We start from the raw sequence: 25368 nt of genomic DNA, 5'->3' as shown, positions 1-25368 counted from the left end.
CTCGGGACAGGATGAGCGCATGGTCCCCCGCCAGCTCTTCGCCACGACTGCGGCCTGGTTCGTCGAGGTCGTCGATGCCCTGCCGACGCCGGCGGACGACCCCCCGCTCTGGACCGCCCCGGCGCTCGGCGTCTGGGACGTCCGCGCCCTCGTCGGACACACGAACCGGGCACTGCTGACCGTCGCCGCCTACCTGTCGGCGAAGGACTCCCCCGACGAGTCCCACGACGTCGTGGACGCCGTCGGCTACCTCCGCGCCACCGCGGGCTCCGTCGCCGACCCCGACGACGTCGCCGCCCGGGGCGTCGCCGCCGGCGCTGCGCTCGGCTCCGAACCGGCAGCTGCGGTGGCCTTGGCTCGTGACCGCGCACTCGCTGCGGTCGACACCGCCGGCCGGGAGGCCCGCATCACCGTCGTGGGCGGCCTCCGTCTCCCCGTGGACGAGTACCTCCGCACCCGGGTGCTGGAACTCGTCGTGCACGGAGACGACCTGGTGCGTGCGGTCGCCGGAGCCGGCCACGTCGTGGACGTCGCGGTGCCGGTGGAGGCGGTGCGGGCCTCCAGTCTGTTGCTCGCCGAGGCGGCGGTCCGGCGTGGGGACGGGCCGCTGCTGCTGCGGGCGCTGTCGGGCCGCGGGGCGCTGCCAGCGGGCTACAGCGCACTGTGACCAGCGCGCACGTCAGCGGCTCCGTGCACACTGGGCTCATGTGTGGCCGCTTCGTCGTCTCCGACACCACCGCTGACCTGCTGCCCGAACTCGTCGGGGAGCTCGCGGCGCGCACCGAGCACGTCGACGAGGACACCGGCGAGGTCCACGCCGGCCTCGCGTCGAGCTGGAACGTCGCGCCGACCGACCCCGTGTACGCGGTCCGGCAGCGGCACGGGCAGCGCGAACTGCCGCAGATCAGCTGGGGCTTCGTACCGAGCTGGGCGAAGGACTTCCAGAAGCAGCGCCCGAAGCCGATCAACGCCCGCATCGAGACCGTCGCCACGAGCGGCATGTTCAAGCGGGCGTTCGCGACGAACCGGTGCATCGTGCCGGCGCAGGGCTACTACGAGTGGGTCGTGCGGGAGGACGGCAAGGAGCCGCACTTCGTCCACGAGCCCGGCGGAGCGCTGGCGATGGCCGGTGTCGTCAGTGCCTGGCCCGACCCCACGAAGCCCGAGGACGACCCGGACAAGTGGCGACTGTCGCTCGCGATCATCACGCGGGACGCCCACGTCGCTCCGGGTGAGGTGCACGACCGGATGCCGGCGTTCCTGACCCCCGACGGCTACGACGCCTGGCTCGGCGACGGTGCCGGCACCGACGACCTGCTCGCGCTGCTCGACCGGGAGTCGCTGGAGGTCGCGGCGGGCCTCGAGCAGTACGAGGTCGCGCGGACGGTGAACAGCGTGCGGAACGACGGGCCGCACCTCATCGAGCCGCTGTTCTGATCGCTGAACCATCCCTAGGGATCGATCTCTCCGTCACCGCGATGCGAGACCTCCGAGGTAGGCGGTGAGGACGCGACGTGAGTCGATCGGGCCGACGCGAGCGATGCGGTAGAGCAGGAGCGCGTCGACCAGGCCGACGAAGTCGACCGCGGCCGCAGGGGCATCGGGCACGCCCAGCGCCCGGAGGATCTGCTCTGCGGTGGCGATGAGTGCGGCGCGGACGGGGTCCGCCGCGGTCAGGGGCGTCCGCACCGCATCGTCGGCCCGCAGTTCGGTGAGCAACGCCAGTCGCGCTGCCTGGGCATCGTGCTCGCGCGCCAGTGTCTCGAGGAACCCCTCCGCGATGCCGGTCGCGGCATCGACGTCGAGGACGGGAGGCACGGCCACGGTCTCGAGCGTGGTCGCGAGGCGTTCGGAGATCCGAGCGACCACGAGGGCCGTGAGTTCGTTCCGGCTCCGCGCGTAGTACGAGGTCGATCCCGCTGGGACCCCGGCCTCTGCGTCGACCGCCCGGTGCGTCAGCGCGCGCACGCCCTCGCGTGCGACCAGCCGCAGACCAGCGTCTGCCAGGGACTTCCGCCGCTCGGACACCAGTCGATCGTAGTATCCTCTACATCTGTAGAGTCACGAGGGGGACGGCATGCAGGTTGCTGTGGTGGGTGGGGGCGCTTCCGGACGCGCGATCGAACGGGCGCTGCAGGCACGGGGGTGCGACGTGACGCGACATTCGCGAGCGACCGGTTTCGACGTGCTCCGTGACGACGCCACGAAGCGACTGGCGGGAGCTGACGTCATCGTCGAGGCGACCGGCATGTTCACCACGAGCCGGCGGCGCGCCACCGACTTCTTCGGCCACTCGACACGAGCGATCGCCGCAGCCGCGACGGACCTCCAGGCGCACCACGTGCTCCTGTCGATCGTCAACTGCACGCTGCCCGCGGTGCAGGGCTACGGGTACTTCGCCGGCAAGACCGCTCAGGAGCAGATCGCGAGGGACGTGAGCCCGCGACTCACGATCGTGCGCTCGACACAGTGGTTCGAGTTCGCGCGACAGCACCTCGAGCGGATGCGGACCGGGCCGTTCGCACTCGTGCCCGGCATGACCATCGCGCCGGTCGCACTCGACAGCGTCGCAACGGTCGTCGCCGACGTCGCCACGGGCCTCCGGACCGAGACAGCGGTCGACGTTGCGGGCCCGGAGACGATGACACTCTGGGAGATGACGCAGTCCCTGCCCGACCGGGGTGTGGTCGCGGTCCCGGTGCCGATCCCGGGCTCGATGGGGCGGGCCTTCCGGAACGGGGCGCTGGTTCCCGGAGCAGACGCCGAGGTCATCGGTCCGCGGTTCACAGAGTGGCTGGGGAGCCAGGAGGCAGCGGACTCCGCGGCACGATGAGCAGACTCGCCACTGTCTACGGTGGTGCCATGCGGTCCCTCACCACCCTCGACGCCTGGTCGGCAGACGACGTCGAAGCGGTCTTCGCCCTCGCTGACGCCTACGACCAGGGCCGCGGTCCGACGACGCATGGCGCAGCCGTCCTCTTCTTCCCGTCGACGAGCCTGCGCACGCGTGTGACGTTCGAACGCGGAGCGTCCCTGATGGGCTTGCAGCCGATCGTGTTCCCGGACACGACGCTCGACAAACCGGAGGCGCTCGCGGACGTCGCCGAGTACCTGGCTCCTTGGGCCGACATCGTCGTGGCCCGGCACCCGGACCTGGCGGTCATCGAGCAGCTGGCCGCGGCGCAGGCGCTGCCCGTCGTGAACGCAATGACCAACGAGAACCATCCGTGCGAGGTGCTCGCCGACCTGTTCTCGCTGCGCCGACACGGCGAGATCACCGCGCTCCGCTTCCTCTTCGTGGGCGCGGACGGCAACATCGCCCGCGCCTGGCAAGAGGCCGCTCGCGTCCTGCAGCTCGACCTGGTGCAGTGCTGCCCCGCTGACCTCGCGACTCCGGGTGCGGTCTGGACCGACGACCTGGAGGCTGCGGTGCGGTCAGCAGACGTGGTCCTGACCGACGGACCCGGCCGTCATGCCGACGCGCTCGCGCCGTTCCGCGTCACCGCGGAGCTGCTCGACCTGGCGCCGACCGGAGTCCGCTTCGCGCCCTGCCCGCCGTTCATCCGCGGCCGAGAGGTGAGCGCCGACGCGATCGACCACCCCGCCTTCGTCGGGCACGCCTTCAAGGCACCGCTGCTCCCCGTGCAGCAGGCCGTCATGGCGTTCTGTCTGGACCTCGGATGACGACCCCGCGGGCAGCCTGCTTCGACCTGGACGGCACGCTGTTCGACCACGTCGGTGCAGCTCGGCTCGGGGCAGCGGCGTTCCTCGAGCGCCAGGGAGCGGAGAGCACGGAGGCCACGCTCGCCTCCTGGTTCGCCGCGGAGGAGGAGCAGTTCGAACGGTGGCGTCTCGGGGAGGTCAGCTTCCCTGAGCAACGTCGGCAGCGCCTCCGGACCGTGCTGCCGCCGCTCGGTTGTGTCATCCCCGCAGACGACGCGGGGGTCGACGCGATGTTCGCGGACTACCTCCGCTCGTACCGGGCTGCGTGGCGGACGTTCCCCGACGTCGCGGACCTCTTGCGAGACCTCCGTGCGCAGGGGTACCGCGTCGGGCTCCTCACCAACGGGTCCGAGGAACAGCAGCTCGACAAGCTCGCGCAGACCGGGATCGACCAGCTGTTCGACGTCGTGTGCGTCTCGGAGCGGATCGGGTTCCAGAAGCCCGACGCTCGTGCGTTCGTGGCACTCGCGGCCGAGGTGGGAGTCCGCCCCGCCGACTGCGTCTTCTTCGGCGACGATCCCGTCCGCGACGTAGCCGGCGCTCGATCTGCCGGGATGCCAGGCGTCCTGATCGACCGCGCGACGCAGGACGCGGCGACCGTCAGGGACCTCGTGTTCTCGACCATGGCTTCCCGGGGTGACACCGGCGCAGCAGAGTCGTAGCGTGTCAGGAAGTCGAACGAGGGGAACGACCATGAAGTGGACAGCCAGTGACGTCGTCATCGCGGTCTGTGCGGGGACCTGCCTGGTGCTCGGAGTCGTCGTGGCACCGGCCGCATCCGGATCCGTCTGGATCCCGGTGCTGATCGGGCTCGCGCTGATGGTGATGCTCGTGCAGGTCCGACGGCAGCGGAGCCGTCGCGTCGGATGACCCGTCGCTTCGGTACCGTGCTCGTGTGTCGTCGCTGAACCTCCCGGTCTTCTCCTGCAGCCTCGACCCGGCGAGCGTGAGCCGCCGACTCGCCGAGCACACGGCTGACGCCATCTCCTCGCAGGGACATCGGAGCACGGTGGTCGATCTAGCGGACGTCTCGCTGCCGCCGTTCGACAACGACGGTGTGTTCGACAGCGACGTGTTCAGCGCCGTGCACCGCGTCATCGACGAAGCGGACGGTGTCGTCCTCGCCTTCCCGATCTACAACTGGGCGCCGTCATCGACGGTGAAGTCGCTCATCGAGTCCACCGGCGCGACCGGTGCAGGTCGGCGTGCGGCATGGTTCGACAAGGTCGTCACGTTCGTCTGCGCTGCCGGTCTGCCGCACAGCACGATGGCGACCGGACCACTCGCGCAATCACTGATGCTGGACTTCAAATGCATCGTGAACCCCTACACGGCGTACTTCTCCGAGCGGGACTGGGACGGCGACCAGCTGCGGCCGGACCGCGCCGATCGTCTCGACAAGACGGTGTCGGTCCACGTCGAACTGGCGCAACTGCTGCAGGGCAGGACGTACTCGTCGGACTGGGAGGTCTGACGTTCGGCCCGGACCGGTCGCCCGGACCGCCGGGAGCCTTGCGCCACGGCCCTCCGCCCCGCCATCATGGCGAGGTACCGCGGTGCCGATGCTGATCGTCGAAGCCCAGGCCGACTTGTCTGCCGACTGACAGCTCGCACCGCGTCGGAGGCATCGTCCATGGCGACTGCGCATGCTCCTTCGTCGTTTCTCCTCGGAGCCATCCGCTCGGCACGCTCCCGCTACGGGGGCGTCCTCCGCCGTCCAGGCGCGCTCGGGTTCTTCCTGCCAGCGGCGCTCGCCCGTCTCGGCGTCGCGATGACCGGGCTCGGCCTGCTGTTCTCGGTCCAGCATGCGTCGGGGTCCTTCGCCGTCGCCGGCGCCGCGACGGGCTCGTTCGCCGTCGCCGAGGCAGCGGTGGGACCGCAGGTCGCCCGCCTCGTGGACCGTTGGGGACAGTCGGTGACGGTGCCGGCGGTCACCGTCGTCCACGTCGTGGCCGTCATCGCCGCGGTCCTCCTCGCCGGGTCGGCTCCGGTCGCGGTCACGCTGGCGGCCGTCGTCCTCGCCGGTGCCGCGATGCCGCAGCCCGGCGCGCTGTCGGCGGCACGGTGGGCGGGCCTCCTGGCCGAACCGACGGCGCTCCGCGTCGCGTTCTCGCTCGAGGCGACCGTCAACGACGCGGTGTTCTTGGTCGGACCGGTCCTCGCGACGCTCGCGAGTTCGCTCCTGGCCCCCTGGGCCGGGTCGGCCGCGGCGGCGATGCTCGTCGCGGTCGGCTGCGGCGTCGTGTCGCTGCAGCGGCACACGGCCCCGCGACCGCACCGGCCGCGGGCGTCTCACACCCGGGAGCCGTCGCACGTCCTCGCCGTGCCGGGCTTCCGCTGGACGCTCGGCGTGAACCTGGGGCTGGGCTGCTTCTTCGGCGCCGTTCCGCTGCTCGTCACGGCCGTCGCCGCCGCCCGGGGCATGCAACCCCTCATCGGAGTCGTCCTCGCCCTGTCCAGTGCGGCGAGCATCGTGGCAGGGCTCGCGTACGGCGCACTCCGGACGAGTCCGCGGCCACAGGTCGTCCAGCTGGTCGCGTCGATCGTGCTCGCCGTGGCCGTCCTGATCGGGGCCGCGTGGCCGACGCTCGCGGGCTTGATGGTGATGCTGCTCGTCGGCGGGACGGCGATCGCTCCGCTCGTCGCGTCGTCGTCACAGATCGTGCAGGCGACGGTGCCGGCTGCGGCGCTGACACAGGGGTTCACCTGGATCAACTCCGCATCGGCCGCGGGCATCGCCCTCGGCGCTGCGCTCACCGGCGCGCTCGTCGCGCACTCCGGCGTCGGCGCTGCGGCGATCGGCGTCTCCGGTCTCGTCCTGATCGCGGTGGCGTCCGCCGTCGTGGCGGCACGCCGCTGACTCCATCCGAGGGGGACGAGCACCAGCCGGGAGGCGCTGCAACCGTCCGTCAGACGAGCTCACGTCGGTAGAACACGAGCGCTGCGCCGCGCCGGACCTCGACGAAGCCGTTCTTCTCGAGGACCCGCTGCGAGGGGACGTTCGCGACGTCGGTGTCCGCGACGGCCGCCCGTGCCCCGTTGTCAGCCGCATGCTGGAGTGCCAGCTCGACGGCCTCGGTCGCGATTCCTGCGCCCCGGGCCGACGGGACGAGCCCGTACCCGAACTCCACGGTCCCGGTGCCGTCCGGCGGCCCGAAGAACCCGATGCCGCCGACCGCCGAGCCGTCCGATCGCCGCCGGATCAGGTACATGGTGAAGACCGGGTCGGTGCTCGACGCGGCCGCGAGTGACCGCAGCGGGTCGAGCTCGTCCGCGAACGGGTACTCCGGATGCCAGTCGTCCCCCGGCTGCTCGTCACGCGCGACGATGCGGCGCGCGAGCTCCGGCGAGATGACGTCGAGCACGGTTCGACCACCGACGAGGACCACACCCCGACAGTACTGTCGTCGGATGCACTGCACGTTCCTCACCCACCCCGAGGTCGTCGTGGACCCCGCCGTGCCGATCGAGGACTGGGGCCTGTCACCGCAGGGAGTTGCTCGCGCCGGACGTGCCGCTTCTGTCCTGCCCCGGCCGGAGCGGCTGGTCAGCAGCACCGAACGGAAGGCGCTCGACACCGCCGCGGTGCTCGCCAGGTCGTGGCAGCTCGACGCCGAAGTCGACGCGCGACTGGGCGAGATGGACCGCAGCGCCACGGGCTACCTCGATCCGCAGGAGTTCGAGCCGACCGTCGATGCGTTCTTCGCCCGGCCTCTGGAGTCGGTCCGCGGATGGGAACGGGCCGTCGATGCGCAGCGCCGGATCGAGCAGGCGGTCCGTCAGCTCGTCGCCGAGACGCCGCAGCGGTCGATCGTGTTCGTGGCGCACGGCGGGGTCGGGGCGCTCCTGCTGGCGAGCCTCACCCGGGTCCCGATCACCCCCGAGCTCGACCAGCCGGGCATGGGCAGCATGTTCCGGTTCGACCCGACGCGCTGGGAGGCACTGTCCACCTGGCAACGGATCGCCTGGAACAGCGGGTCGGCTGACACGACGGGTCGACCGGCGACGGTCCCCGGTCAGGGCCCCGGAGTGAAGCCGGGCAGCAGCCCCACACCCAACCCGACCACCAGCGGTGCGAGCACGACGACGAACGCGCCGATCCCCACCACCACGGCACCGACCAGCGAGACGAGCGCGGTCAGCAGCCCGAGGAGCCCCACGAGTCCGGCCGCCCGTCCGGCGTCGCCGCCGCCCGGAACAGCGGTCATCGCGCTCGAGAACAGGGCGCGCATCGGGTCGTCAGCCATCCCGGCACAGTAGCCCGGCAACCCGGGGGTCAGCCCCACCCCGTTCCGGCAGGTGGCCACATTCCCCGGTAGGTACCCCGTCGAGACGATGGACACATGACCTCGACGCAGCACCGCACCACGAACGACACCACAGCCGACACCACCCAGACCACCACCCGATCCGAGCGTTCGGCCCTCACCTCCGCGGTCGGCGTCCTCGGCATGGGCGTCATCGTCCTGGCCCTCGCCGGCTGCAGCGTGGTGAAGCCGTACCTGCCCGAGCAGCAGGAGCACTTCGCCACCTACGCCGATGCCCCGTCGACGGCGAACTCCGAGGACCTCGCCTGGTTCATGCCGAAGTGGGTGCCGACGGATGCAGAGGACATCGACGTCCGGCTCGACACGAGCAAGCCCGGCTACGTCATCGGCTTCACGTCGGCCGACGGGGTCGACACGAGCGCGTGCAAGTCGGTCGACGACGCGAAGGGCGGCCCGGCGATGACCGCCGGCTTCCTGCCGGACCGCCTGCCGACGACGTCCCTCGTCACCTGCGGCGACGGACGCCTCACGGCCGAGGTCGACGGCCGCTGGTACGGCTGGACCCCGGTCGAGCCGGTGGCCTCCGACGAGAACGACACCCTCCGCACCGACTGACGGGCCGCGCCCGCGCCACACACGGACGGGAGGCCCGGATCACGTGAGCCGATCGGCTGACGTGATCCGGGCCTCCCGGCTGTCACGGAACTCCGGACGACGCCTACCGGCGTCGGCGCGGTCCGATCGGCCCGGTCTCCTCGACCGATCCGTCGGCCAGCATCCGCCGCCGGAGCAGCAGCGCTGCCCCGGCCAGCAGCAGTGCGAGCGCCCCGAGCCCGCGCCCTGCCAGGCCCGTGCTGCCGGTGAAGGCGAGCTGCGCCACGTGGGCGACGGCTGCGATCCCGACCGGGTAGGTGACGGTGATCGTCGCGGTGACGACCTGCCCGGCGCTGTCCTGCACGGTGTAGTCGACCTTCTCGGTGCCGTGGAAGCCGCGGACGGGCGTGAAGGTGACGACCCCGTCCTCGACGTGCCAGCTGCCCGAGCCGCGCACGGTGACCCGGTCGGTCATGTGCCCGGTGGCGGGGTCGACCAGGTGCAGCGTGTCGGTGTCGAACGTCGCACCACCGGTCGGGCTGTCGTTGTCGAGCGGCTCGACGGTGACGGTGCGTCCGGTCCGGCCGGTGCCCCGGTCGTCGGTGGCGACCGCTGCGGCGACGACCGTGATGGTCGCGGTCGCACGGGTGGTCTGCCCGGAGGCGTCGGTCACCGTGTACGTGAACGTGTCCCGTCCGGTGAACCCGGCGGCCGGCGTGTAGACGTACGACCCGTCGGACTGCACGCGGACGGTGCCGTGTGCCGCCGCGCGGGCGAGGCTCGTGGTGAGCCCGGTGCCCGAGTCGTTGCGGAGCAGCCCGTGGCGGGCGTCCACGGCGAGCGCCGTCCCGGCGATCGTGCGGCCGGTGTCGTCGGCCGCGGCGATCCCGACGGTCACGGTGACGCTGGTGTCGACGGTCTGCCCGCTGGCATCCCGCACCGTGTACGGCACGGTGTCGGTGCCGGAGAACCCGGCGGCCGGCGTGTAGACGAAGGTGCCGTCGGCGGCGATGGTCGCGGCGCCGTGGGCGGCCGTCCCGACGGACACGACCCGCAGCGTGGTGCCGCGGTCGTTCCCGAGCACGCCGGGTCCGCGGACGGTGACGGCGGTGCCTGCGGTGGTGCGGGCGGTGTCGGCGGTCGCGGTCGGGGTGACGTCGATCGCGACCAGGGCGACGGCGGTGTTCTCCTCGGCGTCGTGTGCCGTGTAGGTGAACCAGTCACGGCCGGACCAGTTCGCGGACGGGGCGTACACGTACGACCCGTCCTTCGCGAGCCGGAGCGTGCCGTGCTGCGGGTGGAGGTCGACCGAGGCCCAGAGTCCGGTGCCGGAGTCGTCGGACAGGACGCCGTGCGTGCGGGCCATCCGGACGGTTCCGTTGGTGGTCGTGGTGCTCCAGTCGTCGACCGCGACGGCGCCGACCAGGACGGTGACGGTGGCCGTCGTCGTCTGCCCGGCGGCGTCTGTCACCGTGTAGGTGAAGCGGTCGGTGCCGGAGGACCCGGCGGCCGGCGTGTAGACGAGTCCGCCGTCGGTGCCGGTGGTGCCGGTGCCGGTCGTGACGGTGCCGTGTCGGGCGTCGCCGTGTCCGGTGACGGTGAGGCCGGTGCCGGAGTCGTTGCCGGTGAGGGTGCGACCGGCGATGGTGAGCGCCTGGCCGCCGGCGGTGCGGAGGACGTCGGCCGTGGCCGTCGGCGTGACCGTGACGGTGACGGTCGCCGAGGCGGTGCCGCCGGTCGGGTCGACGACGGTGTACCGGAACGTGTCCGTGCCGGAGAACCCGGCCGCCGGGACGTACGTGACGGTCCCGGCGCCGGTGGTGCTCACCGTTCCGTGCGTGGCCGTGCCGACAGCGGTGACGCGCAGGCTGGTGCCGGAGTCGTTGCCCGTGACGGCGACGGCGACCGGGCTGCCGGCCGTCGTGGTGGCGGTGTCGTCGACGGCCTTCGGGGCGACGGTGATCGTCACGGTGCCGGTGGTGGTGCCGCCGCTGCCGTCGGTGACGGTCACGTCGAACCCGTCCGGGCCGGAGTACCCGGGCGCGGGGGTGTACGTGTACGAGCCGTCCTTGCCGACCTCGACGGTGCCGTGGTCGGGGGTGCCGTGGCCGGTGACCTCGAGGTCGATGCCGGTGGAGCCGGTGAGGACGCCCTGTCCGGCGGGGACGACGAGCTGGCCGTCCGCGGTGGCGGTGGCGTCGGGCACGGCGAGCACCGGGATCACCGTGATGGTGAGGGTGCTGGTCGCGGTGCTGCCGATCGCGTCGGTCACGGTGACCGTCACGGTGTCCGTGCCGGACCAGCCGGCGGTGGGGACGTAGGTGACGGTGCCGTCGGCGTCCACCGTGGCGGTGCCGTGCGCGCCGTCGGTGACGTCGGTGACGTGCACGCCGATGCCGGCGTCGTCGGCGGTCAGCGCGGCCGAGGTCGCGGTGACCGGCTGCCCGGCGCTGGTGGTACGGCTGTCGTCGCCGGCAGCGGGCCGCACGGTGATCGTGACGGTGCCGGTCGCCTTCGCGCCCGCGCCGTCGGTCGCCGTGTAGGTGGCGCGATCGGTGCCGGAGAACCCGTCGGCCGGCGTGTACGAGTACGAGCCGTCGGCGTGCAGGTCGAGCGTGCCGTGTGCGGGCGCCTGGTCGACGGTCGCGGTCAGGTCGGTGCCGCGGTCGTTCGCCAGGACGCCGTCACCCGTCGAGACGGTTCGTGTCGAGCCGGCCGTCGCGGTCACGGTGTCGGGCGTCGCCATCGGGCCGACCACCACGATGACGGTCGCGGTGGCGGACTGCCCGGACGCGTCAGTCACCGTGTACGTGATCGTGTCGGTCCCCGAGAAGCCGGGCGTCGGCGTGTGGCGGACCGTGCCGTCCGTGCCGAGGGTGACGTCGCCGTGGTCGGCACCGCCCGCTTTCGTCACGGCCAGGCCGGTGCCGGAGTCGTTGCCGAGCAGCGTCGCCGCCGGGATCGACACGGGCTTGCCGGCTGCGGTCCCGACGGTGTCGGTCATCGCGACCGGGAGGACCGTGACGGTCACCGTCGACAGCCCGCTCGGGCGTCCACTCGCGTCCGTCACCCGGTAGGTGAACGTGTCCGTCCCCGAGGTCCCGGCAGCCGGTGCGTAGGTGACCGTGCCGTCCCGCTCGAGGACGACGCTGCCGTGTGCGGGCGCCCCGACGAGCTCGGTGTGCAGGCCGACGCCGGAGTCGTTCGCCTGGACGTCGATCGTGACGGGCCAGTTCGCCGAGGTCGTCGCCCGGTCCTCCGCGGTCGCCGGCGTGACGACGAGCGTCATCGTGGCGGTGGCGGGTGTGCCGGCGGTGTCGGTCACCGTGTAGGTGAACGAGTCGTCGCCGGAGAACCCGTCGACGGGCGTGTACTTCACCGCGCCGGTGGTGTCGTCGAGCACCAGGACGCCGTGGCCCGGCTCGGTGTGCCGGGTGATGGTCAGGCCGGTGCCGTGGTCGTTGCCGACGACCCCGGTGGCGGGGGTCGTGCGGGCGAGGGTCTCCCCCGCCCGCACACTGCCGGCGTCGTCGGTCGCGACCGGAGCCACGAGGACGCGGACGGTGGCGGTGCTGGTGTTCCCGGCGGCGTCGGTCACGGTGTACGTGAACGAGTCCGTGCCCGAGGTCCCGTCGGCCGGGGTGATCGTGATCGAGCCGTCGGTACCGAGGACGACGGTGGTGTGCGCACCGTCGGTGACCGCGGTGACGGTCAGGCCGGTGCCCGCGTCGTTGCCGGTGAGGGTGCCCGCGGTGACGACGAGCGGCCTGCCGGCCGTCGTGGTGAGGCGGTCGTCCTGTGCCTTCGGCCGCACGGTCACGGTGACGAGCCCGGTGGACGTCCCACCGGAGCCGTCGGTCGCCGTGTAGGTGAAGGTGTCCCTGCCGGAGGACCCGTCGGCCGGCGTGTAGGCGTACGAGCCGTCGGCGTGCAGGTCGAGCGTGCCGTTCGCCGGCGCACGGTCGGTCCTCGCCCGCAGGTCGGAGCCCTGGTCGTTGGCGAGCACGCCGTCGGCCTTGGCCACGGTCAGGGTCGTGCCGGCGGTGGCGGTCGCGGTGTCGGGCTTCGCCATCGGCCCGACGACGACCGTGATCGTCGCGGTGGTCGACTGCCCGGAGGCATCGGTCACCGTGTACGTGACGGTGTCGGTCCCCGAGAAGCCAGGCGTCGCGGTGTACGTGATCGTGCCGTCCGTGCCGAGCGTCACGTCGGCGTGGGACGGGCCGGTGGCCTTCGTGATGGTCAGGCCGGTGCCGGAGTCGTTGCCGAGCAGGGTCGCGGCCGGGATCGTCAGCGTCTTCGTGGCCTGCGCCGATGCGGCATCACCGTTCGCGACCGGGGTCACGGTCACGGAGACGGTCACCGGGGCGGTCGTCCTCCCCGCGGCGTCGGTCGCCGTGTAGGTGAAGGAGTCCGTCCCCGAGGTACCGGCGGCGGGCGTGTACTGGACGGTGCCGTCGGTGGCGACCGCGACCGCCCCGTGCTGGGGCTGGCCGACGACCGTGGTGGTCAGGCCGGTACCGGAGTCGTTCGCCTGCACGTCGATGACGACCGGGTGGTCGGCGGGCGTGGTCACGGTGTCGGCGGTGGCCACGGGGCGGACCGTGATCGTCACCGTGGCGGACGTCGCCGCACCGGACCCGTCGGTCGCGGTGTAGTCGAAGCGGTCCGTCCCGGAGAAGCCCGCGGTCGGCGTGTACGTGTACGTGCCGGCGGTGGCGTCGAGCACCAGCGTGCCGTGGCCCGGTGCCGTGGAGTTCGTGATGGTCAGGGCCGTGCCGGAGTCGTTGCCCAGGACGCCGGTGGCACGGGTGGTCGTGCTGACCGAGCTGCCGGCGTCGACGGTCGCGGTGTCGTCGACGGCCTTCGGGGCGACCCGGACCGTGACGGTGACGGTGTCGGACTCGCCGTTGCCGTCGGTGATCGTCACGTCGAAGCCGTCCGGCCCGGAGTACCCCGGCGCCGGCGTGTACGTGGTCGTGCCGTCCGTGCCGACCGTGACCGTGCCGTGCGCGGGCGTCGTGGTGTCCGTGACGGTCAGGCCCGAGCCGAGGTCGTTGCCGAGCAGTCCCGGAGCGGCGACGGTCGTGGTCTGACCGGCGGTCGCGGTGATGGTGTCGGCCTTCGCGGTCGGCAGCACGGTGATGCTGACGGTGCCGGTGATCGTCGCGCGGGAGCCGTCCTTCGCCGTGTACGTGAAGCTGTCGGCGCCCGAGAAGCGGTCGTCGGGCGTGTACGTGTACGAGCCGTCGGCCGCGAGGCTCAGCGAACCGTGGGTCGGCGTCGTGTTGCCGGTGATCGTCAGGCGCGAGCCGTGGTCGTTGGCGAGCAGGCCGTGGGCGGCGTCCACGGTGGCGGTCGAGCCGGCGTGCACACTGAACGCGTCGTCGGTGGCGGTCGGGGTGACCGTGATCGTGACCGTGCTGGTCGAGGTCTGGCCGCTGCCGTCGGTCGCGGTGTAGTCGAACTGGGCGGTGCCCGAGGACCCGGCGTCCGGTGTGTACGTGAAGCTGCCGTCCGTGGCGGTCATCGTCAGCGTGCCGGAGGTCGGGTCGGTGTGCTTCGTGACCGTCAGCGCGGTGCCCGCGTCGTTCGCCAGCACGCCGGCGGCCGGGACTGTGAGGGTGGTGTCGACCGGGGTCGAGTACGTGTCGGCGGTGGTCGAGGCGTGCACGAGCTTGAGCGTGTTCGTGAACGTGACGACGACGTCGGTGCCGTCGGTGCCCACGGCCTGCGGGAACGTGAACGCCGCGGTCTGCCCGGTGCCGGCCGCCACGGCGGTGCCGCTGTTGACGTCGACCGCCTTCCACGTGGTCGTGTAGTTCGCCAGGTCGGTGGTGCCGGCGGCGGTCTGGGTGACCGTGTACTTCTTGCCCGGCGTGGTCAGGATCGCGCCGGCCTTCTGGTCCTGCAGGCCGGTGGCGCTGCCGGTGGTGCTGGCGCTGGTGCCCTTGCTCGCCGCGGTGATGCCGTCGCCGGTGATCGCGAGGCCGAACTGGTCGGTCGCCTTCCACCGCTGGTCGACGCTCGCCCGGCCGGTGACGGTGTCGGCGTAGTTGCAGGTGGCCAGGTCGCTGGCGTTGTAGTTGCCGACGACCGGGAAGCTCCGGACCTGGGCGCCCGACGTGGGGTCGAGCTGCATGAGCGTCGTCGTCGAGACCGGGTTCTGCGTCGTCCCACCGGTCGTCGTGTTCGAGACGTAGAGGTAGCCGTCGGACGAGAACGCGATGCCCGGGCTGTCCGTGCCGGACGGCAGCGTGGCGATCTCGGTGGTGGTCAGCGCCGTGGTGCCCGCCGTGGTGGGGACGGTCTCGGTGTCGACGCGGTACACCTTGTCGGCTGCGACGACGAAGAACAGGCCGCGGGAGCTGAACGCGAAGTCGCCGTTGCCGGGCTTGAGGTTCGGGATCGTCCCGACCTGCCCGATGGCCTTCTTCGTCGCCGGGTCGTACGCCAGCAGCGCGCCGGAGCTGTCGCCGTAGTAGTAGATGCCGGTGACCGGGTTGACCGCACCGCGGAGCACCGGGCGCACCTTGTCGGTGGCCACCGGTCCGGACGCGGTGTTCGTCTTCGGGTCGAAGGACCGCAGCGTGGCGGTGGTGTTGTTGCCGGCCGCGAACATCGACGTGCCTTCGCGGGAGATCCCGAGGCCGTTGTTCGCGCCGGTGCCGAGGTCAGCCACGTCGACCGTCGTGCCCTTGCTCGCGCCCGTCGTGATGTCGATCGCGACGACCTTGCCGGCGCTGTTCGTCGCGTACAGCGTGTTCTGGTCGCAGACGAAGTGGCTGTCCTGCGTCGCCTGCACCGCGGCGGAGGCGGGGGCGGCGGAGACCACGGCGGCGGTGCTCAGGCCGGCGCCGACGAGCAGCGCGGCGCCGAGCATGGCGAGGGGACGGAGGCCGAACGCGCGGCGAGGCAGGGCGGTGCCCTGGGGAGCAGGCAGCATGAGTCACTTTCGGGTCGAGACAGCGAACCTGGCGCTCGAGGACCCGAGGGAATCGGAGAACGACCGTTCACGCCGAGCCCGATCCTGGCAGTGGGCCGATCACGCACGGGGACATGAGAGGTCCCCAGTAGGGGGGACCTCTCCCGGGATTTCGGGGTACACACCCCCACACTGGGGACAGTTCCGGCCCCGTCCGGACGTGCCGGGCGGAGCCGATTGTCCGAGGAACGTCAAAGCCCCGCCGGTGTTCCGGCGGGGCCTCGGTCATGCTGTTCCGGAGGTCATGCTCCGGGTGGTGCTTCGCTGCTGCGTTCGAACCCTCGTGGTCGGGTGACCGTGATCAGTCCGTCGAAGCCGGTCAGTCGACCGGGCGGATGACGGACGGGAGCACGATGTGCAGACGCTCGGCGAGACGCGACTGTGCGTCCTCCAGCGAGCGGAAGTCCCCGACGTACTGGCCGAACGTGTCGGACACGAAGTAGTGCCCATCGCGCTTGTCGACCGTGCCACCGAAGTAGCCGCCGTAGTTGGCGGACCAGAGGCCGGGTTCGACCTCGGCCCACGAGAGGGAGGCGCGGGAAGGAGTGTGGGCCACTTGGGCCTCGAGGACGGCGATCGTGTCCACCGTGTCGGTGTCCAGCGTCACCTCGACCTGGTGCACGTCGTGGCTGATGATCGTCATGGCCCTGCTCCTTCACGTTCTGGGGTACATCTGCTTGCGGGACAACGCTACGGCGCGCACCGGTTCCCTCACCAGCCAGCCGCGTCGATTCACGGGTTCTCCTGATCCGCTCCGGTATCGAACCCCGGAAAACCGGGACGGAACGTCACGTTTCCGGGGTACAGGGGACAAACCGGGGTACTCGCTTTCTGGACGGAATCCAGGTGGGTGGGGCGGGCCTCCCGTCCGGTGGTCCGCCGAGCGGTGGATCCGCCCTGGAGGCCCGCCCCGGTAGCGTCGCTCCCGTGACCCCCGACCGACCCGAGCCCGACGTGCGCGACGTGACGTCGGCTGCGGTCCGACGGGTGGTCGCCTCCGGACGCGCGCTCCGCCGCCGTGGCGGCACGAGCGCCCACGCGACCGGCCGGAGTCGCCGGGTCGCCGGCGCGCTGGCCGTCGCCTACGGGGTGGGCGTGGTCCTCATCGGCTTCTGGGGCACCCCCGTCGACTCTGGCGCGTACCCCCTGATCATCCGACTGGTCGCCGCTGCCCAACGGCGCGGGGCGCCGAGCTGGTTCGGCTACGACATGATCGAGTCGCTGGCGAACGTGGCGTTCTTCGTGCCGCTGGGGCTGCTCGTGGTCCTGCTCGCCGGGGCCCGCTGGTGGTGGGCCGGCGCGGGCGCGGGCCTGCTCGTCAGCGCCACGATCGAGACCGGACAGGCGCTGTTCCTGCCGGCGCGGTTCGCGACCATCGACGACGTCGTCGCCAACACGATGGGTGCTGTCCTCGGAGCGGTGCTCGGGGTCGTGCTGCTCGGGGCGGCGGCGCGGCGGCGGGCCTGACCGCACGCCACCGACCCCTTCGTCCATCCAAGGGCCACCGCCTCAGGAGCCGTTGCCGATGCCCCAGATGCTGAGATGCGGCAGCAGGCTGCCCAGTCCGAAACCGAGTGCCGGGCCGAACCCGGTGCGCTTCCGCCCGACCGCCCGGGTCGTCATCACCACGCCCGTCCACCACAGCGCCGTCGCGACGAGCAGCAGCAGCCCCATGGAGATCCGGCTGGCCGTCACGTCGGTCCGGCCGTTCGAGACGTCGATCCCCCCGACGAACAGCATGAGCACCAGGTCGACCACCGAGAACACGAGCCCGAGCAGGCCCGTCACCACGACCGCGGTGACCGACAGGCCGACCTGGAGGCCCGTGGCCGGCGGATCCGCCGGCTCGCGTCCGTCGGTCACGACTTCGGTTGCTCGTCGACCTCGACGTGCACGCTGTAGGTCTTGGTGCTCTTCGCGCTGATCGTCACGACTGAGTCGTAGATGACGTCGTACCCCTTGGCGTTGACGTCGCAGTGCACCTGGTCGCCGTCCTTCAGCGCGATCTGCTCGTCACCGCAGTCGACCTCGGGGGTGGCGTCGGAGGTCTTCTGCAGCGCCTTGACCACCGTCGACTCGAAGCTCTCCGGACTGACCGTGCGGTACACCGACGCCGAGGCCGAGCACCCCGCCAGTGTCGTCGCGAGCACCAGCGCCCCGAGGGCCGCCCCGGTCACGTGCTTGATCTGCATCTGCGTCCCCCGTCGTGCTGCCGACCCGATGTCGAGCTTCTGTCGAACCTATCCTTCGTGGTTGCTCAGGTCCGGGGTGGCGGGCGGAGCGCGCAGGTGCACCCGCCTACGGTCGGATCATGGCCTCGACCAGCACCACGATGGAACAGCACATCGCCGTCTTCGGAGGCAGCGGCAGCGGGAAGACCGTCCTGCTCTCGTCGTTCTACGGCGCCGCGCAGGAGCCGAAGGTCCGGCGCGCGAACCGGTATGCGGTCACCGCCGAGGACCGCGCACAGGGGCGGGCCCTGCACCGCAACTACCTGGGGATGCGGGACAGCTCCACCGTCCCGAGCGCGAACCGGTTCAGCGCCACGTCGTACCGGTTCGTCATCGAACCGTCGGCGGACGACCTGCCGAAGGGCCGCTCGAAGCAGAAGGCGGCGAAGCCCCTGGGCATCGTGTGGCACGACTACCCCGGCGAGTGGTTCGAGGAGGACCCGAGCTCCGCAGACGAGGAAGCCCGACGCGTCGAGACCTTCCGGTCCCTGCTCAGCGCAGACGTCGCCGTCGTGCTCGTCGACGGCCAGCTGCTCGCCGAGAACGTCGGCGAAGAGGAGCGGTACCTCAAGGCCCTGCTCACCGACTTCCACACCGGTCTCTACGCCCTGCGGGACGACGTGCTCGAGGACGGCAGACGCCTGGCCCGGTTCCCCCGCATCTGGACCCTCGCACTGTCGAAGGCAGACCTGCTGCCCGACCTGGACGTCGAGGAGTTCCGCGAGCTCGTCATCGGCAAGGCCGGCGGGGAGCTCGACGAGCTGCGGAGCGTGCTGCAGAGCTTCGTCGAGGACCCCGACGCGCTCGACGTCGGCGAGGACTTCCTGCTGCTGTCCTCCGCCAAGTTCACCCCCGGCGCGATCGACGTCACCACCCGCACCGGCGTCGACCTGCTGCTGCCGATGACCGCGATGCTGCCGTTCGAGCGCTTCGCGAAGTGGGCCTCCACCCGGCAGCGCGGTGCCCAGGTCGCCGAGCAGCTGCTGAAGTTCGTCGGACCCGTCGTCGGGTTCCTCGGCACGTCGAAGTTCGTGAAGTCGAACCTGGTCGGCGCTGCCGTCAGCATGATCGGCGGCGGGCTCGGCTCGAAGGCCGTCAGCTTCGCCGCCAAGAAGGTGGCGAAGGTCAAGGACCAGGCCGAAGCCGAGCGGGAGTTCACCACCCGGGTGCTCGCCCGTTTCGCCGAGGACCTGGAGCGCGGGGTCGACGACCGGGTGCTCCGCCGAGGAGACGACGCATGAGCTTCATCTGGGCCACCCGCGGTCGCACGTGGGGCTTCCGCTTCCTGGCGACCGAGCAGCCCGGGCAGGACCCCCTGGCCCGCTACGAAGAAGCGTTCGCCGGGGTCCGTGACGTGCCCGCCACCATCCGTCGACGGACCGGGATGCTCGCCGTGCGGTTCCCCGACCCCGAGGGGCGGCACGACCGCTCGGGACGGCCAATCCCCCACGAGTTCGTGCTCACCCCACCGCTCAGCGACTCGGTGCGCTCGGTCGAGGACGCGGTCGAGCAGGTCTGGCCGCTTGTGCGAGAGCGGTACGCGGAGGTGTGGGAGCTGCCGAAGGCTCCGCGCGACTGACGACCCTTTATCAGCGTCCGCTGGTATTTCATCTATCATTGCGGGATGTCCGCCCCGCAGAGAGTCTTCCGCCGTCCACCCCTGTTCCCCTGGTGGACCTGGGTCCTCTCGTCACTGACGGTCATCGTCATCGTCGGCGGCGTCATCGCTCTCTCCTGAGGGCTGCTCCGAGGCACAACGGGGCACGGACGAGCGACCTGACGCCATGGACCGAGTCCCCTCTGAGGAGGACACCGCGGGGTCAGCCACGACGTTCGTGTTACGGGAAGCCGCGAATCCGCCGAAACTCACTGCCGGGTCGCGCAGCCGGTGATCTGGCGGACACCTCGCGGTCCTACGGTCAGCACGTGAACCCGAATCGCAAATCCCACCAGTACCGTCGCCCGTCCGCCTTTCCATGGTGGCTCTGGGTGGTCGCCCCGCTCCTCGTCATCGGAGTGGTCGCCGTCCTGCTCGTCGTGACCTGACGTACGCCCCCCAGAACGACGAAACCCCCGGAGCCTCTCGGCCCCGGGGGTTTCGTTCAGTGAGCTGAAGCTCAGACGGTCTCGCGCTGGCGACGGACCGAGCCGCGCACGACGAGCAGGCCGCCACCGAGGACGACTGCGCCACCGGCGACCCAGAGGGCCAGGGCGGAGACGGTCGAACCGGTGAATGCGAGGGAACCGTTGGTGCCGTTCGAGCCCGCAGCAACCGCAGCGGCGTCAGCCGGCGCGAGGGTGAAGGACGCGACGCCGACGACACCGGAGGTGGCGCCGGTGGCGGTCAGGTTGTAGGAACCCGAGCCACCCACGGGGAGGGTGACGCGGACGGGGAGGGAGCCGTCGGCGCCGGCGGTGTACGCCTTCGAGACGGTGGTCACGGGCAGAGCGCCGAGGGTCGCGGAGGAGACACCGGCACCGGTGATCTGCACGTTGACGGTCTCGTTGTTCTGGAACGCGCCCGGGCTGAAGTTGACGACGACGACGCCGCCGGCGACGTAGTTGCCCGAGATGGAGACGTTCGAGTCGGGTGCGTAACCAGCGGCGTTGGCGGCGGCCGGAGTTGCGAGCAGTGCGGCGCCAGCCAGCACGACCGCGGCGATGAGCTTCTTCATGAAGTAGTTCCCCTAGTGATCTGATCTGACAGACCCTGATACCAGAGCCCTGCCTCCGCAGATGTCAATCCCCCACGACCAGTGATGGCGAGTGCGATTGGCGAAGTTCCCTCAATCTAGCGGAGTTTCACAGTCTGTTGCCACCCTTTGTGCAACGAATGCGTGAACTCGGGCTGGATTCGCTCCCAGGTTGAGCTCTGGATTGGAGCACGAACCCGTCACACATCAGCCATCACGGACTGAAAGCCCAGTTCAGCGGGCAGATCGACCAGCGACAGCGGGGATCTTGCCACGAGATGGGAAGGCTCGACGGCCACTCAGGTCGGCTCTTGCCCCCCGGAGTGGGGGTCCCGCGACACCGCGGTATGCGGCGACTCACCGATCAGGCCTGCGCACGAGACCGCGTCTTCTGCCCCTAGAGTTCGCGTCACCGTCGTCGCCGGTCGCGGCTCAGCCGACCGGGACCGGCTTCGCGCAGTCGAACTGCAGCGGCTGGACCTTCGACTCCCGCACCCCGGGAGTCGACTCCACCTGTACGCCGGCCTTCGCGTACTTGGCCTCGCCGAGGAACGCCACACGGAACGTGGTGCTCTGCCCGGGAGCGAGAAGCGTTCGGAGTTGCACGACCGGGTGGTCGCCGTCGACCGTGGTCTGGAGGCCCGTGGCTTTGCCGTCCTGGGACGCACCGAGGTAGATCGCATTGGACGGCGCGTAGACCGCGATGAGCGTCTTGATCTTGCCGGGTTCTGTCCCGAAGTCCCCGCCGCCGGTCACGTACTCGGGCAGGCTCGTGGCCGCATCGGCGGGCGCAGTGTTCTTCAGCGTGACCTGGATCACGGACGTCGGCCGACCGTCCTTCCGGCAGACCGAGCCACCGACGGAGACCTTCTTGTCGAGGTAGTAGTCCATCTTCGAGCCGGTGCCGTCGTTCAGGTAGACGCCGAACTGCCGAGTGGCCTTGGTCGCACTCGGCAATGCGCCCGACACAGATGTGCCGTTGATGAGCTGCTGCTCGCCGTTGTCCGCGCTCCACAGCCGGAGACGGTCCTCGTCGGCGCCCTGGGTCAGCGCGGCGATGAACTGCTTGGTGTCGAACGTGCCGCTCGACACCTTCTCGAACACCGAACTCGCTGCAGAAGCGAAGAACGCGTCCTGCACCTTCGGGTCCGCGTACTTGCTGTATGCGTCGCTGAGCAGAAGCTTGACGGCGTTGTCCGAGGTCAGCGTGTCGCCGGTCGGCAGCTGCACCGGCCCGGTCGCCCGCAGGATGTAGCTCAGCGTGACGGGGTCGATGGCGAGGACCCCGTCGACCTGCTCGCCGAACTTCTGCTTCCACATCTCCCGCGCCAGCTTCGCCGACACGTCGAACCGCGGGGTCAGTGTGACGTCCTGGATGTACTCGCCGGTGATCGATCCGTACAGGCTCTTCGTGTCCTCGTCGAGCGGCAAGACGGGCTGATCGAACTTCCCGAAGTCCGTGCTCGACGCCTGTGCCGCCAGCTTGATGTGCCCATCATCGACCTGCAGGCGCGCGACGGCGCCAGGTATTCCCCCGCCTGCGCGCAGCTCGGCGTTGTTCTGGAACAACAGCAGGTAGTTCCGGTCGCCGTCGTGACCGAGCATCGCCGGGGCGAGCTGAACGATGCGGTTGGCGGTCCCGGCTTGGGCCGAGGCCGACTGCAGCGCGTTTCGCAGCTGCCCGACCGCTGTGGTCACGGGCGACAGCGTGGCGCTCGTGTCGATCGTCTGCGCATCGCGCTCGGCCCGCTGCAAGGTCGAAGTAGCCTTCGCGACCGCTGGCTGGGCGTCCTCGATCGGCTGCAGATCGATCTTGCCGTTCTTGGGCGCGAAACTGTCGGTGCTGAACTTCCCGACAACGCCTGACACCGGCGTGACGGCGTTCCGGGCAACGTCATCGACAACGACGGACACCTGTCGCACGGCTCGCAGGTTCGTCCCGAAGAACGGGATGTACTGCGAGGCGCCCCAGATCGGGTCACCGGTCAGCGAGCGGGCAGCGCCCGCTTCGTCCTGCAGGTGCTTGGCAGTCCCCTGCACCGCAGCAGTGTCGCCGCCGGTGAGCTGCGATCGCAGCGTGTTGACGTCACCCACGGCGCGTTCGAGGTGCCCCCTTGCCAGGAAACCACGGACGCCTATCCACGCCACGGCGAGGATCAGCAGGAGGACGAGGGCGAGGACGACCCACAGGACAACGCGGGCCCCAGACCCGCGACGTGCTGCAGTGCGTCCAGACTCGGGCTGGTCGGACATGAGGTAATCCTAGGGTTGTGCCACGTCGCGACAAGCCGACCACGCAGATTGCCGTTCTCGGCTTCGAAGTATCCGATCGCGCTTGCCGCCAAGCGCGATATACCCGTCTCCGTGCCGGCAGGTGCGTTGAGCGCAGGATCAATGGCTGGACGCTCCTTGGGGCGTCGGGATCCTCTCGGTACTCGTTCGGCACTCGTGGCCAGAGCTCGCCGGGACAGCAGGAGCAATCGGCGTCGTTGCCTTCTTCACACTCACCGGCTACCTGACCACAGCTTCCGAGCGCGCCCAGACGCGCAGTCACCGCCGAGATATCCGGCGCAATGCGCGCATCAGCAATGCGGTGCAGCGTGGACCAACGCGGAAGGCCACCAGCTTCACCCTGCCCGCAAGACTGAAGTCTCTAAGACGCGCGCTCTTCAGAGCCGCTCGGACAGGCGGTCGCGAGCGCAAGTCGCGGACCTTCGCGGGTGAGAGTCCGCTCCCGATCCGCAGCAGCGACTCTTCGAACAAGGTGACGACCATCTTCGCCACAGCAGGGCGGAGATGACCCCACCCCTTCGACGAGATGAGTTGCAGCAGACTTGCCTCGAGCAGAGCGATCTTGTCCGCGAAGTCATGCGCTGGCCGATGCGACGACGAGTCGCTTGAGACCGAGTAGGAGTACGTCGCGAATGGCCAGTAACCGATTCGACTGGCTTCGCCGAAGACTTCGGTGTTGAACAACACGTCTTGACCCCGTGTTAGCCCAGGGAGGAAGAGGTTCTCGCGGCTGAATCGCTCTTCGAGGAAGGTCCGCGAGTATATCTTCGACCACGGCGCACCCAGGAGCCCGACGTTCGGCTTGTTCTGGAACCCCACCCGAGCGAGCGTCAGCCACTGCAGGACCGCGCGATCGGATGTATTGAAACTCGTGAGATCGGAGTTGACGGCTTTCACCAGTTCGCCTTCTGCACCCCGGGTGAGGAAGAAGTCTGAGATCACGACGTCCGACCTCGATTCGATCGCGAACTCCAGGAACCCACCCAGGGAGCCCGGCGTGAGGCGGTCATCCGCATCGACGAACATCAGGAACGCTCCGCGCGACTCGCGCACTCCCAGGTTCCGAGCCACGGACACTCCAGCGCGATCCTGATGTATGAGCCTGAGGCGCTCATCTGAAGCCAGCGATGCCAAGGCTCCGACGATGTCATCCGCACCTCCGTCATCGATGACGACGACCTCGACACCGGCTACTGCCTGGTCGAGCACGCTCGTCACTGCATCGAGGATGACATGTGCTGATTGGAACGCTGGGATGACTACGCTCAAACGAGGGACTGACTGTTCCAATGACTTACCGGGCCCATCTACTCAAGTAATCGGATAGCGAGACGAGCCCAGGTCACGCTCGACGTAGAGGCGATGCCCCAGCACGGCCGACCTGTTGACCACCGGCAGTTTTCTTCTCGACCCGGCGCCGTCTTACCAGTCCGACAGCTAGAGCTAGCGGGATCAGAAAACAGGTTGCGGCGTCGGAGAAGGAGTTGTAGAAGACGAAGACGATGACGATGACTGACGCACAAACTTGAAACAGCGCAACGGCGGTGCCGATCTTTCGCGCAAGGAACGCCCCCAGTTCGAGCAACACCACTTGCAGGATGTAGAAGACATACAGTGCGGGCACTCCGCCACCGAGGTAGTACGGCACGACATAGCCGGTCGACGCATTCAGGTACGAGACCAGATACACAACATTGACCCGTTCAGCCACGAAGTACTTACCGAAGGTGTCGGGCAAGAACGCCAGCCATACTTGAGTCAATGAGCCATCAACCGGCCTCACCGAAAGGTTAAGATTGAGGTTGGCGAGTGGGCTCGTGAAGTACGTATAGGCCCACTGGAACTGCTCGCTCAACCAGCCTGGGTACCTATCTTGATATCGACCCAAGTGCGAAATGTGGCTCGAATCCCACCAGGATGAACCAGAGCGGATGTTCCCGAACACTCCGATACCGAACAAGACCACAACGCCACCGATCGCTGCCAAAACGAGGATCTGAGGACGCATCCTGCCCTCGTCCGAGAATTTCCGTAGCGCGAACAACAATAGTGCACCGATTACGCAAAAGGTGATGTATCCGCGACTGTTGTTGAGCAGAAGCAGTATCTGGATGACGACGAACTGGAGGGCGTAAGAGCGAGACCTCTGCACGAAAAAACGGTCGGAACGCTCTAGGGCAAAGAAGATTGCTCCGCCGATCAGGACGACGTGGAGAACAGGAATTCCAACCGTTGACTGGATCTGTGCTGTGATGTCAAACCCGGTGTAGCCCCCGCGAAAGAACGGGATCGCCCCCTGGTAGGCAAAGTCGAGGGCGAACCCGATGACGAACATCACCGTGACACTGCGCCCGTCGCGCTTGCCCTCACGTGCGGACCTGAGCACGACGTCTCGGTCGTCGTTCGCGGCCCCTCGCCCCAGCTGCACGACCAGGATGAGCGTTGACATCACGATGGACAGCCAGAAGAACGTCAGAAGATCCGGCCGCAGTGGCTGGTTCAGTTCGGACCATTCCCAGCTGTACGCGATCAGGCACATCGTCCATGTGATGGCGTACCAGAAGTGGAAGTTCGAGATCACC

23 protein-coding genes are annotated in these 25368 nt (G+C 69.8%); 13 read left to right on the top strand and 10 right to left on the bottom strand.

What is annotated here, in order from left to right; all coding sequences use genetic code 11:
- The first annotated feature begins 19 nt into the window (after positions 1–19).
- Complete coding sequence (locus tag DEI97_RS02915; protein ID WP_111074877.1) at positions 20–667, top strand: maleylpyruvate isomerase N-terminal domain-containing protein; 648 nt, start codon at positions 20–22, stop codon at positions 665–667.
- Between the two features lie 38 nt (positions 668–705).
- A complete protein-coding gene (locus DEI97_RS02910; RefSeq protein ID WP_111074876.1) occupies positions 706–1437 on the top strand; it encodes an SOS response-associated peptidase in 732 nt (243 codons plus the stop codon).
- A 33-nt stretch (positions 1438–1470) separates the two neighbouring features.
- Here DEI97_RS02910 and DEI97_RS02905 read toward each other — a convergent pair whose 3' ends face one another.
- On the bottom strand, positions 1471–2028 hold the full coding sequence (locus DEI97_RS02905; protein WP_220039201.1) for a TetR/AcrR family transcriptional regulator: 558 nt from the start codon (positions 2026–2028) through the stop codon (positions 1471–1473).
- 124 nt (positions 2029–2152) lie between these two features.
- Here DEI97_RS02905 and DEI97_RS02900 point away from each other — a divergent pair, with 124 nt between their 5' ends.
- The 6 genes from DEI97_RS02900 to DEI97_RS02875 all read left to right on the top strand — a co-directional run bounded on the left by DEI97_RS02900 (position 2153) and on the right by DEI97_RS02875 (position 6583).
- A complete protein-coding gene (locus tag DEI97_RS02900; RefSeq protein ID WP_220039200.1) occupies positions 2153–2833 on the top strand; it encodes an SDR family oxidoreductase in 681 nt (226 codons plus the stop codon).
- 29 nt (positions 2834–2862) lie between these two features.
- Positions 2863–3684: an ornithine carbamoyltransferase gene (locus tag DEI97_RS02895; RefSeq protein ID WP_220039199.1), complete on the top strand. Its 822-nt coding sequence runs from the start codon at positions 2863–2865 to the stop codon at positions 3682–3684.
- Entirely contained in the window at positions 3681–4385 is a 705-nt protein-coding gene (locus tag DEI97_RS02890) for an HAD family hydrolase (protein WP_111074872.1), read from the top strand. Before DEI97_RS02895 ends, DEI97_RS02890 begins: the two co-directional genes overlap by 4 nt.
- Positions 4386–4416: 31 nt before the next feature.
- Positions 4417–4593 (top strand): hypothetical protein, encoded by a 177-nt coding sequence (locus DEI97_RS02885; RefSeq protein WP_181439243.1) that lies wholly within the window; start codon positions 4417–4419, stop codon positions 4591–4593.
- A 25-nt stretch (positions 4594–4618) separates the two neighbouring features.
- Positions 4619–5197: an NADPH-dependent FMN reductase gene (locus DEI97_RS02880; RefSeq protein ID WP_111074871.1), complete on the top strand. Its 579-nt coding sequence runs from the start codon at positions 4619–4621 to the stop codon at positions 5195–5197.
- A gap of 159 nt (positions 5198–5356) precedes the next feature.
- The gene (locus DEI97_RS02875; protein ID WP_146248138.1) at positions 5357–6583 is read left to right on the top strand and encodes an MFS transporter; all 1227 of its coding nucleotides are present in this window, start codon (positions 5357–5359) and stop codon (positions 6581–6583) included.
- 49 nt (positions 6584–6632) lie between these two features.
- On the opposite strand, the gene DEI97_RS02870 is transcribed toward DEI97_RS02875, so the two are convergent.
- Positions 6633–7112: a GNAT family N-acetyltransferase gene (locus DEI97_RS02870; RefSeq protein WP_111074869.1), complete on the bottom strand. Its 480-nt coding sequence runs from the start codon at positions 7110–7112 to the stop codon at positions 6633–6635.
- Between the two features lie 22 nt (positions 7113–7134).
- On the opposite strand from DEI97_RS02870, the gene DEI97_RS02865 reads away from it, so the two are divergent.
- Together DEI97_RS02865 and DEI97_RS02860 are read left to right on the top strand one after the other, a co-directional pair.
- A complete protein-coding gene (locus tag DEI97_RS02865; RefSeq protein WP_111074868.1) occupies positions 7135–7983 on the top strand; it encodes a histidine phosphatase family protein in 849 nt (282 codons plus the stop codon).
- An 83-nt stretch (positions 7984–8066) separates the two neighbouring features.
- Complete coding sequence (locus DEI97_RS02860; RefSeq protein WP_111074867.1) at positions 8067–8606, top strand: hypothetical protein; 540 nt, start codon at positions 8067–8069, stop codon at positions 8604–8606.
- Positions 8607–8709: 103 nt separating this feature from the next.
- Here the strand turns inward: DEI97_RS02860 and DEI97_RS02855 are convergent, their stop codons facing one another.
- Positions 8710–15531, bottom strand: a complete 6822-nt coding sequence (locus DEI97_RS02855; RefSeq protein WP_111074866.1) for an Ig-like domain-containing protein — start codon at positions 15529–15531, stop codon at positions 8710–8712.
- Positions 15532–15889: 358 nt separating this feature from the next.
- Positions 15890–16213 (bottom strand): hypothetical protein, encoded by a 324-nt coding sequence (locus DEI97_RS02850; protein ID WP_110904938.1) that lies wholly within the window; start codon positions 16211–16213, stop codon positions 15890–15892.
- Positions 16214–16497: 284 nt separating this feature from the next.
- Between DEI97_RS02850 and DEI97_RS02845 the strand changes: the two genes are divergently transcribed.
- A complete protein-coding gene (locus DEI97_RS02845) occupies positions 16498–17037 on the top strand; it encodes a VanZ family protein (protein WP_111074865.1) in 540 nt (179 codons plus the stop codon).
- 42 nt (positions 17038–17079) lie between these two features.
- Here the strand turns inward: DEI97_RS02845 and DEI97_RS02840 are convergent, their stop codons facing one another.
- Positions 17080–17433: a hypothetical protein gene (locus DEI97_RS02840; RefSeq protein WP_111074864.1), complete on the bottom strand. Its 354-nt coding sequence runs from the start codon at positions 17431–17433 to the stop codon at positions 17080–17082.
- Positions 17430–17762: a DUF4333 domain-containing protein gene (locus tag DEI97_RS02835; RefSeq protein ID WP_111074863.1), complete on the bottom strand. Its 333-nt coding sequence runs from the start codon at positions 17760–17762 to the stop codon at positions 17430–17432. The genes DEI97_RS02840 and DEI97_RS02835 overlap by 4 nt, the downstream gene beginning before the upstream one ends.
- 119 nt (positions 17763–17881) lie before the next feature.
- On the opposite strand from DEI97_RS02835, the gene DEI97_RS02830 reads away from it, so the two are divergent.
- Positions 17882–19042, top strand: a complete 1161-nt coding sequence (locus DEI97_RS02830) for a TRAFAC clade GTPase domain-containing protein (RefSeq protein WP_111074862.1) — start codon at positions 17882–17884, stop codon at positions 19040–19042.
- Positions 19039–19380, top strand: a complete 342-nt coding sequence (locus DEI97_RS02825; RefSeq protein WP_111074861.1) for a hypothetical protein — start codon at positions 19039–19041, stop codon at positions 19378–19380. Before DEI97_RS02830 ends, DEI97_RS02825 begins: the two co-directional genes overlap by 4 nt.
- Positions 19381–19918: 538 nt before the next feature.
- Here the strand turns inward: DEI97_RS02825 and DEI97_RS02820 are convergent.
- The 4 genes from DEI97_RS02820 to DEI97_RS02805 all read right to left on the bottom strand — a co-directional run bounded on the left by DEI97_RS02820 (position 19919) and on the right by DEI97_RS02805 (position 25367).
- On the bottom strand, positions 19919–20476 hold the full coding sequence (locus DEI97_RS02820) for a hypothetical protein (protein ID WP_111074860.1): 558 nt from the start codon (positions 20474–20476) through the stop codon (positions 19919–19921).
- Positions 20477–20926: 450 nt separating this feature from the next.
- The gene (locus tag DEI97_RS02815; RefSeq protein ID WP_111074859.1) at positions 20927–22747 is read right to left on the bottom strand and encodes a DUF4012 domain-containing protein; all 1821 of its coding nucleotides are present in this window, start codon (positions 22745–22747) and stop codon (positions 20927–20929) included.
- A 297-nt stretch (positions 22748–23044) separates the two neighbouring features.
- On the bottom strand, positions 23045–24055 hold the full coding sequence (locus DEI97_RS02810; RefSeq protein WP_181439242.1) for a glycosyltransferase family 2 protein: 1011 nt from the start codon (positions 24053–24055) through the stop codon (positions 23045–23047).
- Between the two features lie 73 nt (positions 24056–24128).
- Positions 24129–25367, bottom strand: a complete 1239-nt coding sequence (locus tag DEI97_RS02805; RefSeq protein WP_111074857.1) for a hypothetical protein — start codon at positions 25365–25367, stop codon at positions 24129–24131.
- Position 25368: the final 1 nt, after the last annotated feature.

Origin of the sequence: Curtobacterium sp. MCLR17_032 (assembly GCF_003234795.2) — a bacterium.
Classification (GTDB): Bacteria; Actinomycetota; Actinomycetes; order Actinomycetales; family Microbacteriaceae; genus Curtobacterium.
Note: the sequence above shows the minus strand (reverse complement) of the source record. Positions and strands in the feature narration are given on the sequence as shown.

What these genes read in the sequence shown, in the direction of transcription:
- DEI97_RS02915 (WP_111074877.1), top strand. Translation starts at nt 20, where the DNA reads ATGGTCCCCCGCCAGCTCTTCGCCACGACTGCGGCCTGGTTCGTCGAG.
- DEI97_RS02910 (WP_111074876.1), top strand. Translation starts at nt 706, where the DNA reads ATGTGTGGCCGCTTCGTCGTCTCCGACACCACCGCTGACCTGCTGCCC.
- DEI97_RS02895 (WP_220039199.1), top strand. Translation starts at nt 2,863, where the DNA reads ATGCGGTCCCTCACCACCCTCGACGCCTGGTCGGCAGACGACGTCGAA.
- DEI97_RS02890 (WP_111074872.1), top strand. Translation starts at nt 3,681, where the DNA reads ATGACGACCCCGCGGGCAGCCTGCTTCGACCTGGACGGCACGCTGTTC.
- DEI97_RS02885 (WP_181439243.1), top strand. Translation starts at nt 4,417, where the DNA reads ATGAAGTGGACAGCCAGTGACGTCGTCATCGCGGTCTGTGCGGGGACC.
- DEI97_RS02875 (WP_146248138.1), top strand. Translation starts at nt 5,357, where the DNA reads ATGGCGACTGCGCATGCTCCTTCGTCGTTTCTCCTCGGAGCCATCCGC.
- DEI97_RS02865 (WP_111074868.1), top strand. Translation starts at nt 7,135, where the DNA reads ATGCACTGCACGTTCCTCACCCACCCCGAGGTCGTCGTGGACCCCGCC.
- DEI97_RS02860 (WP_111074867.1), top strand. Translation starts at nt 8,067, where the DNA reads ATGACCTCGACGCAGCACCGCACCACGAACGACACCACAGCCGACACC.
- DEI97_RS02855 (WP_111074866.1), bottom strand. Translation starts at nt 15,531, where the DNA reads ATGCTGCCTGCTCCCCAGGGCACCGCCCTGCCTCGCCGCGCGTTCGGC.
- DEI97_RS02850 (WP_110904938.1), bottom strand. Translation starts at nt 16,213, where the DNA reads ATGACGATCATCAGCCACGACGTGCACCAGGTCGAGGTGACGCTGGAC.
- DEI97_RS02835 (WP_111074863.1), bottom strand. Translation starts at nt 17,762, where the DNA reads ATGCAGATCAAGCACGTGACCGGGGCGGCCCTCGGGGCGCTGGTGCTC.
- DEI97_RS02830 (WP_111074862.1), top strand. Translation starts at nt 17,882, where the DNA reads ATGGCCTCGACCAGCACCACGATGGAACAGCACATCGCCGTCTTCGGA.
- DEI97_RS02825 (WP_111074861.1), top strand. Translation starts at nt 19,039, where the DNA reads ATGAGCTTCATCTGGGCCACCCGCGGTCGCACGTGGGGCTTCCGCTTC.
- DEI97_RS02820 (WP_111074860.1), bottom strand. Translation starts at nt 20,476, where the DNA reads ATGAAGAAGCTCATCGCCGCGGTCGTGCTGGCTGGCGCCGCACTGCTC.
- DEI97_RS02815 (WP_111074859.1), bottom strand. Translation starts at nt 22,747, where the DNA reads ATGTCCGACCAGCCCGAGTCTGGACGCACTGCAGCACGTCGCGGGTCT.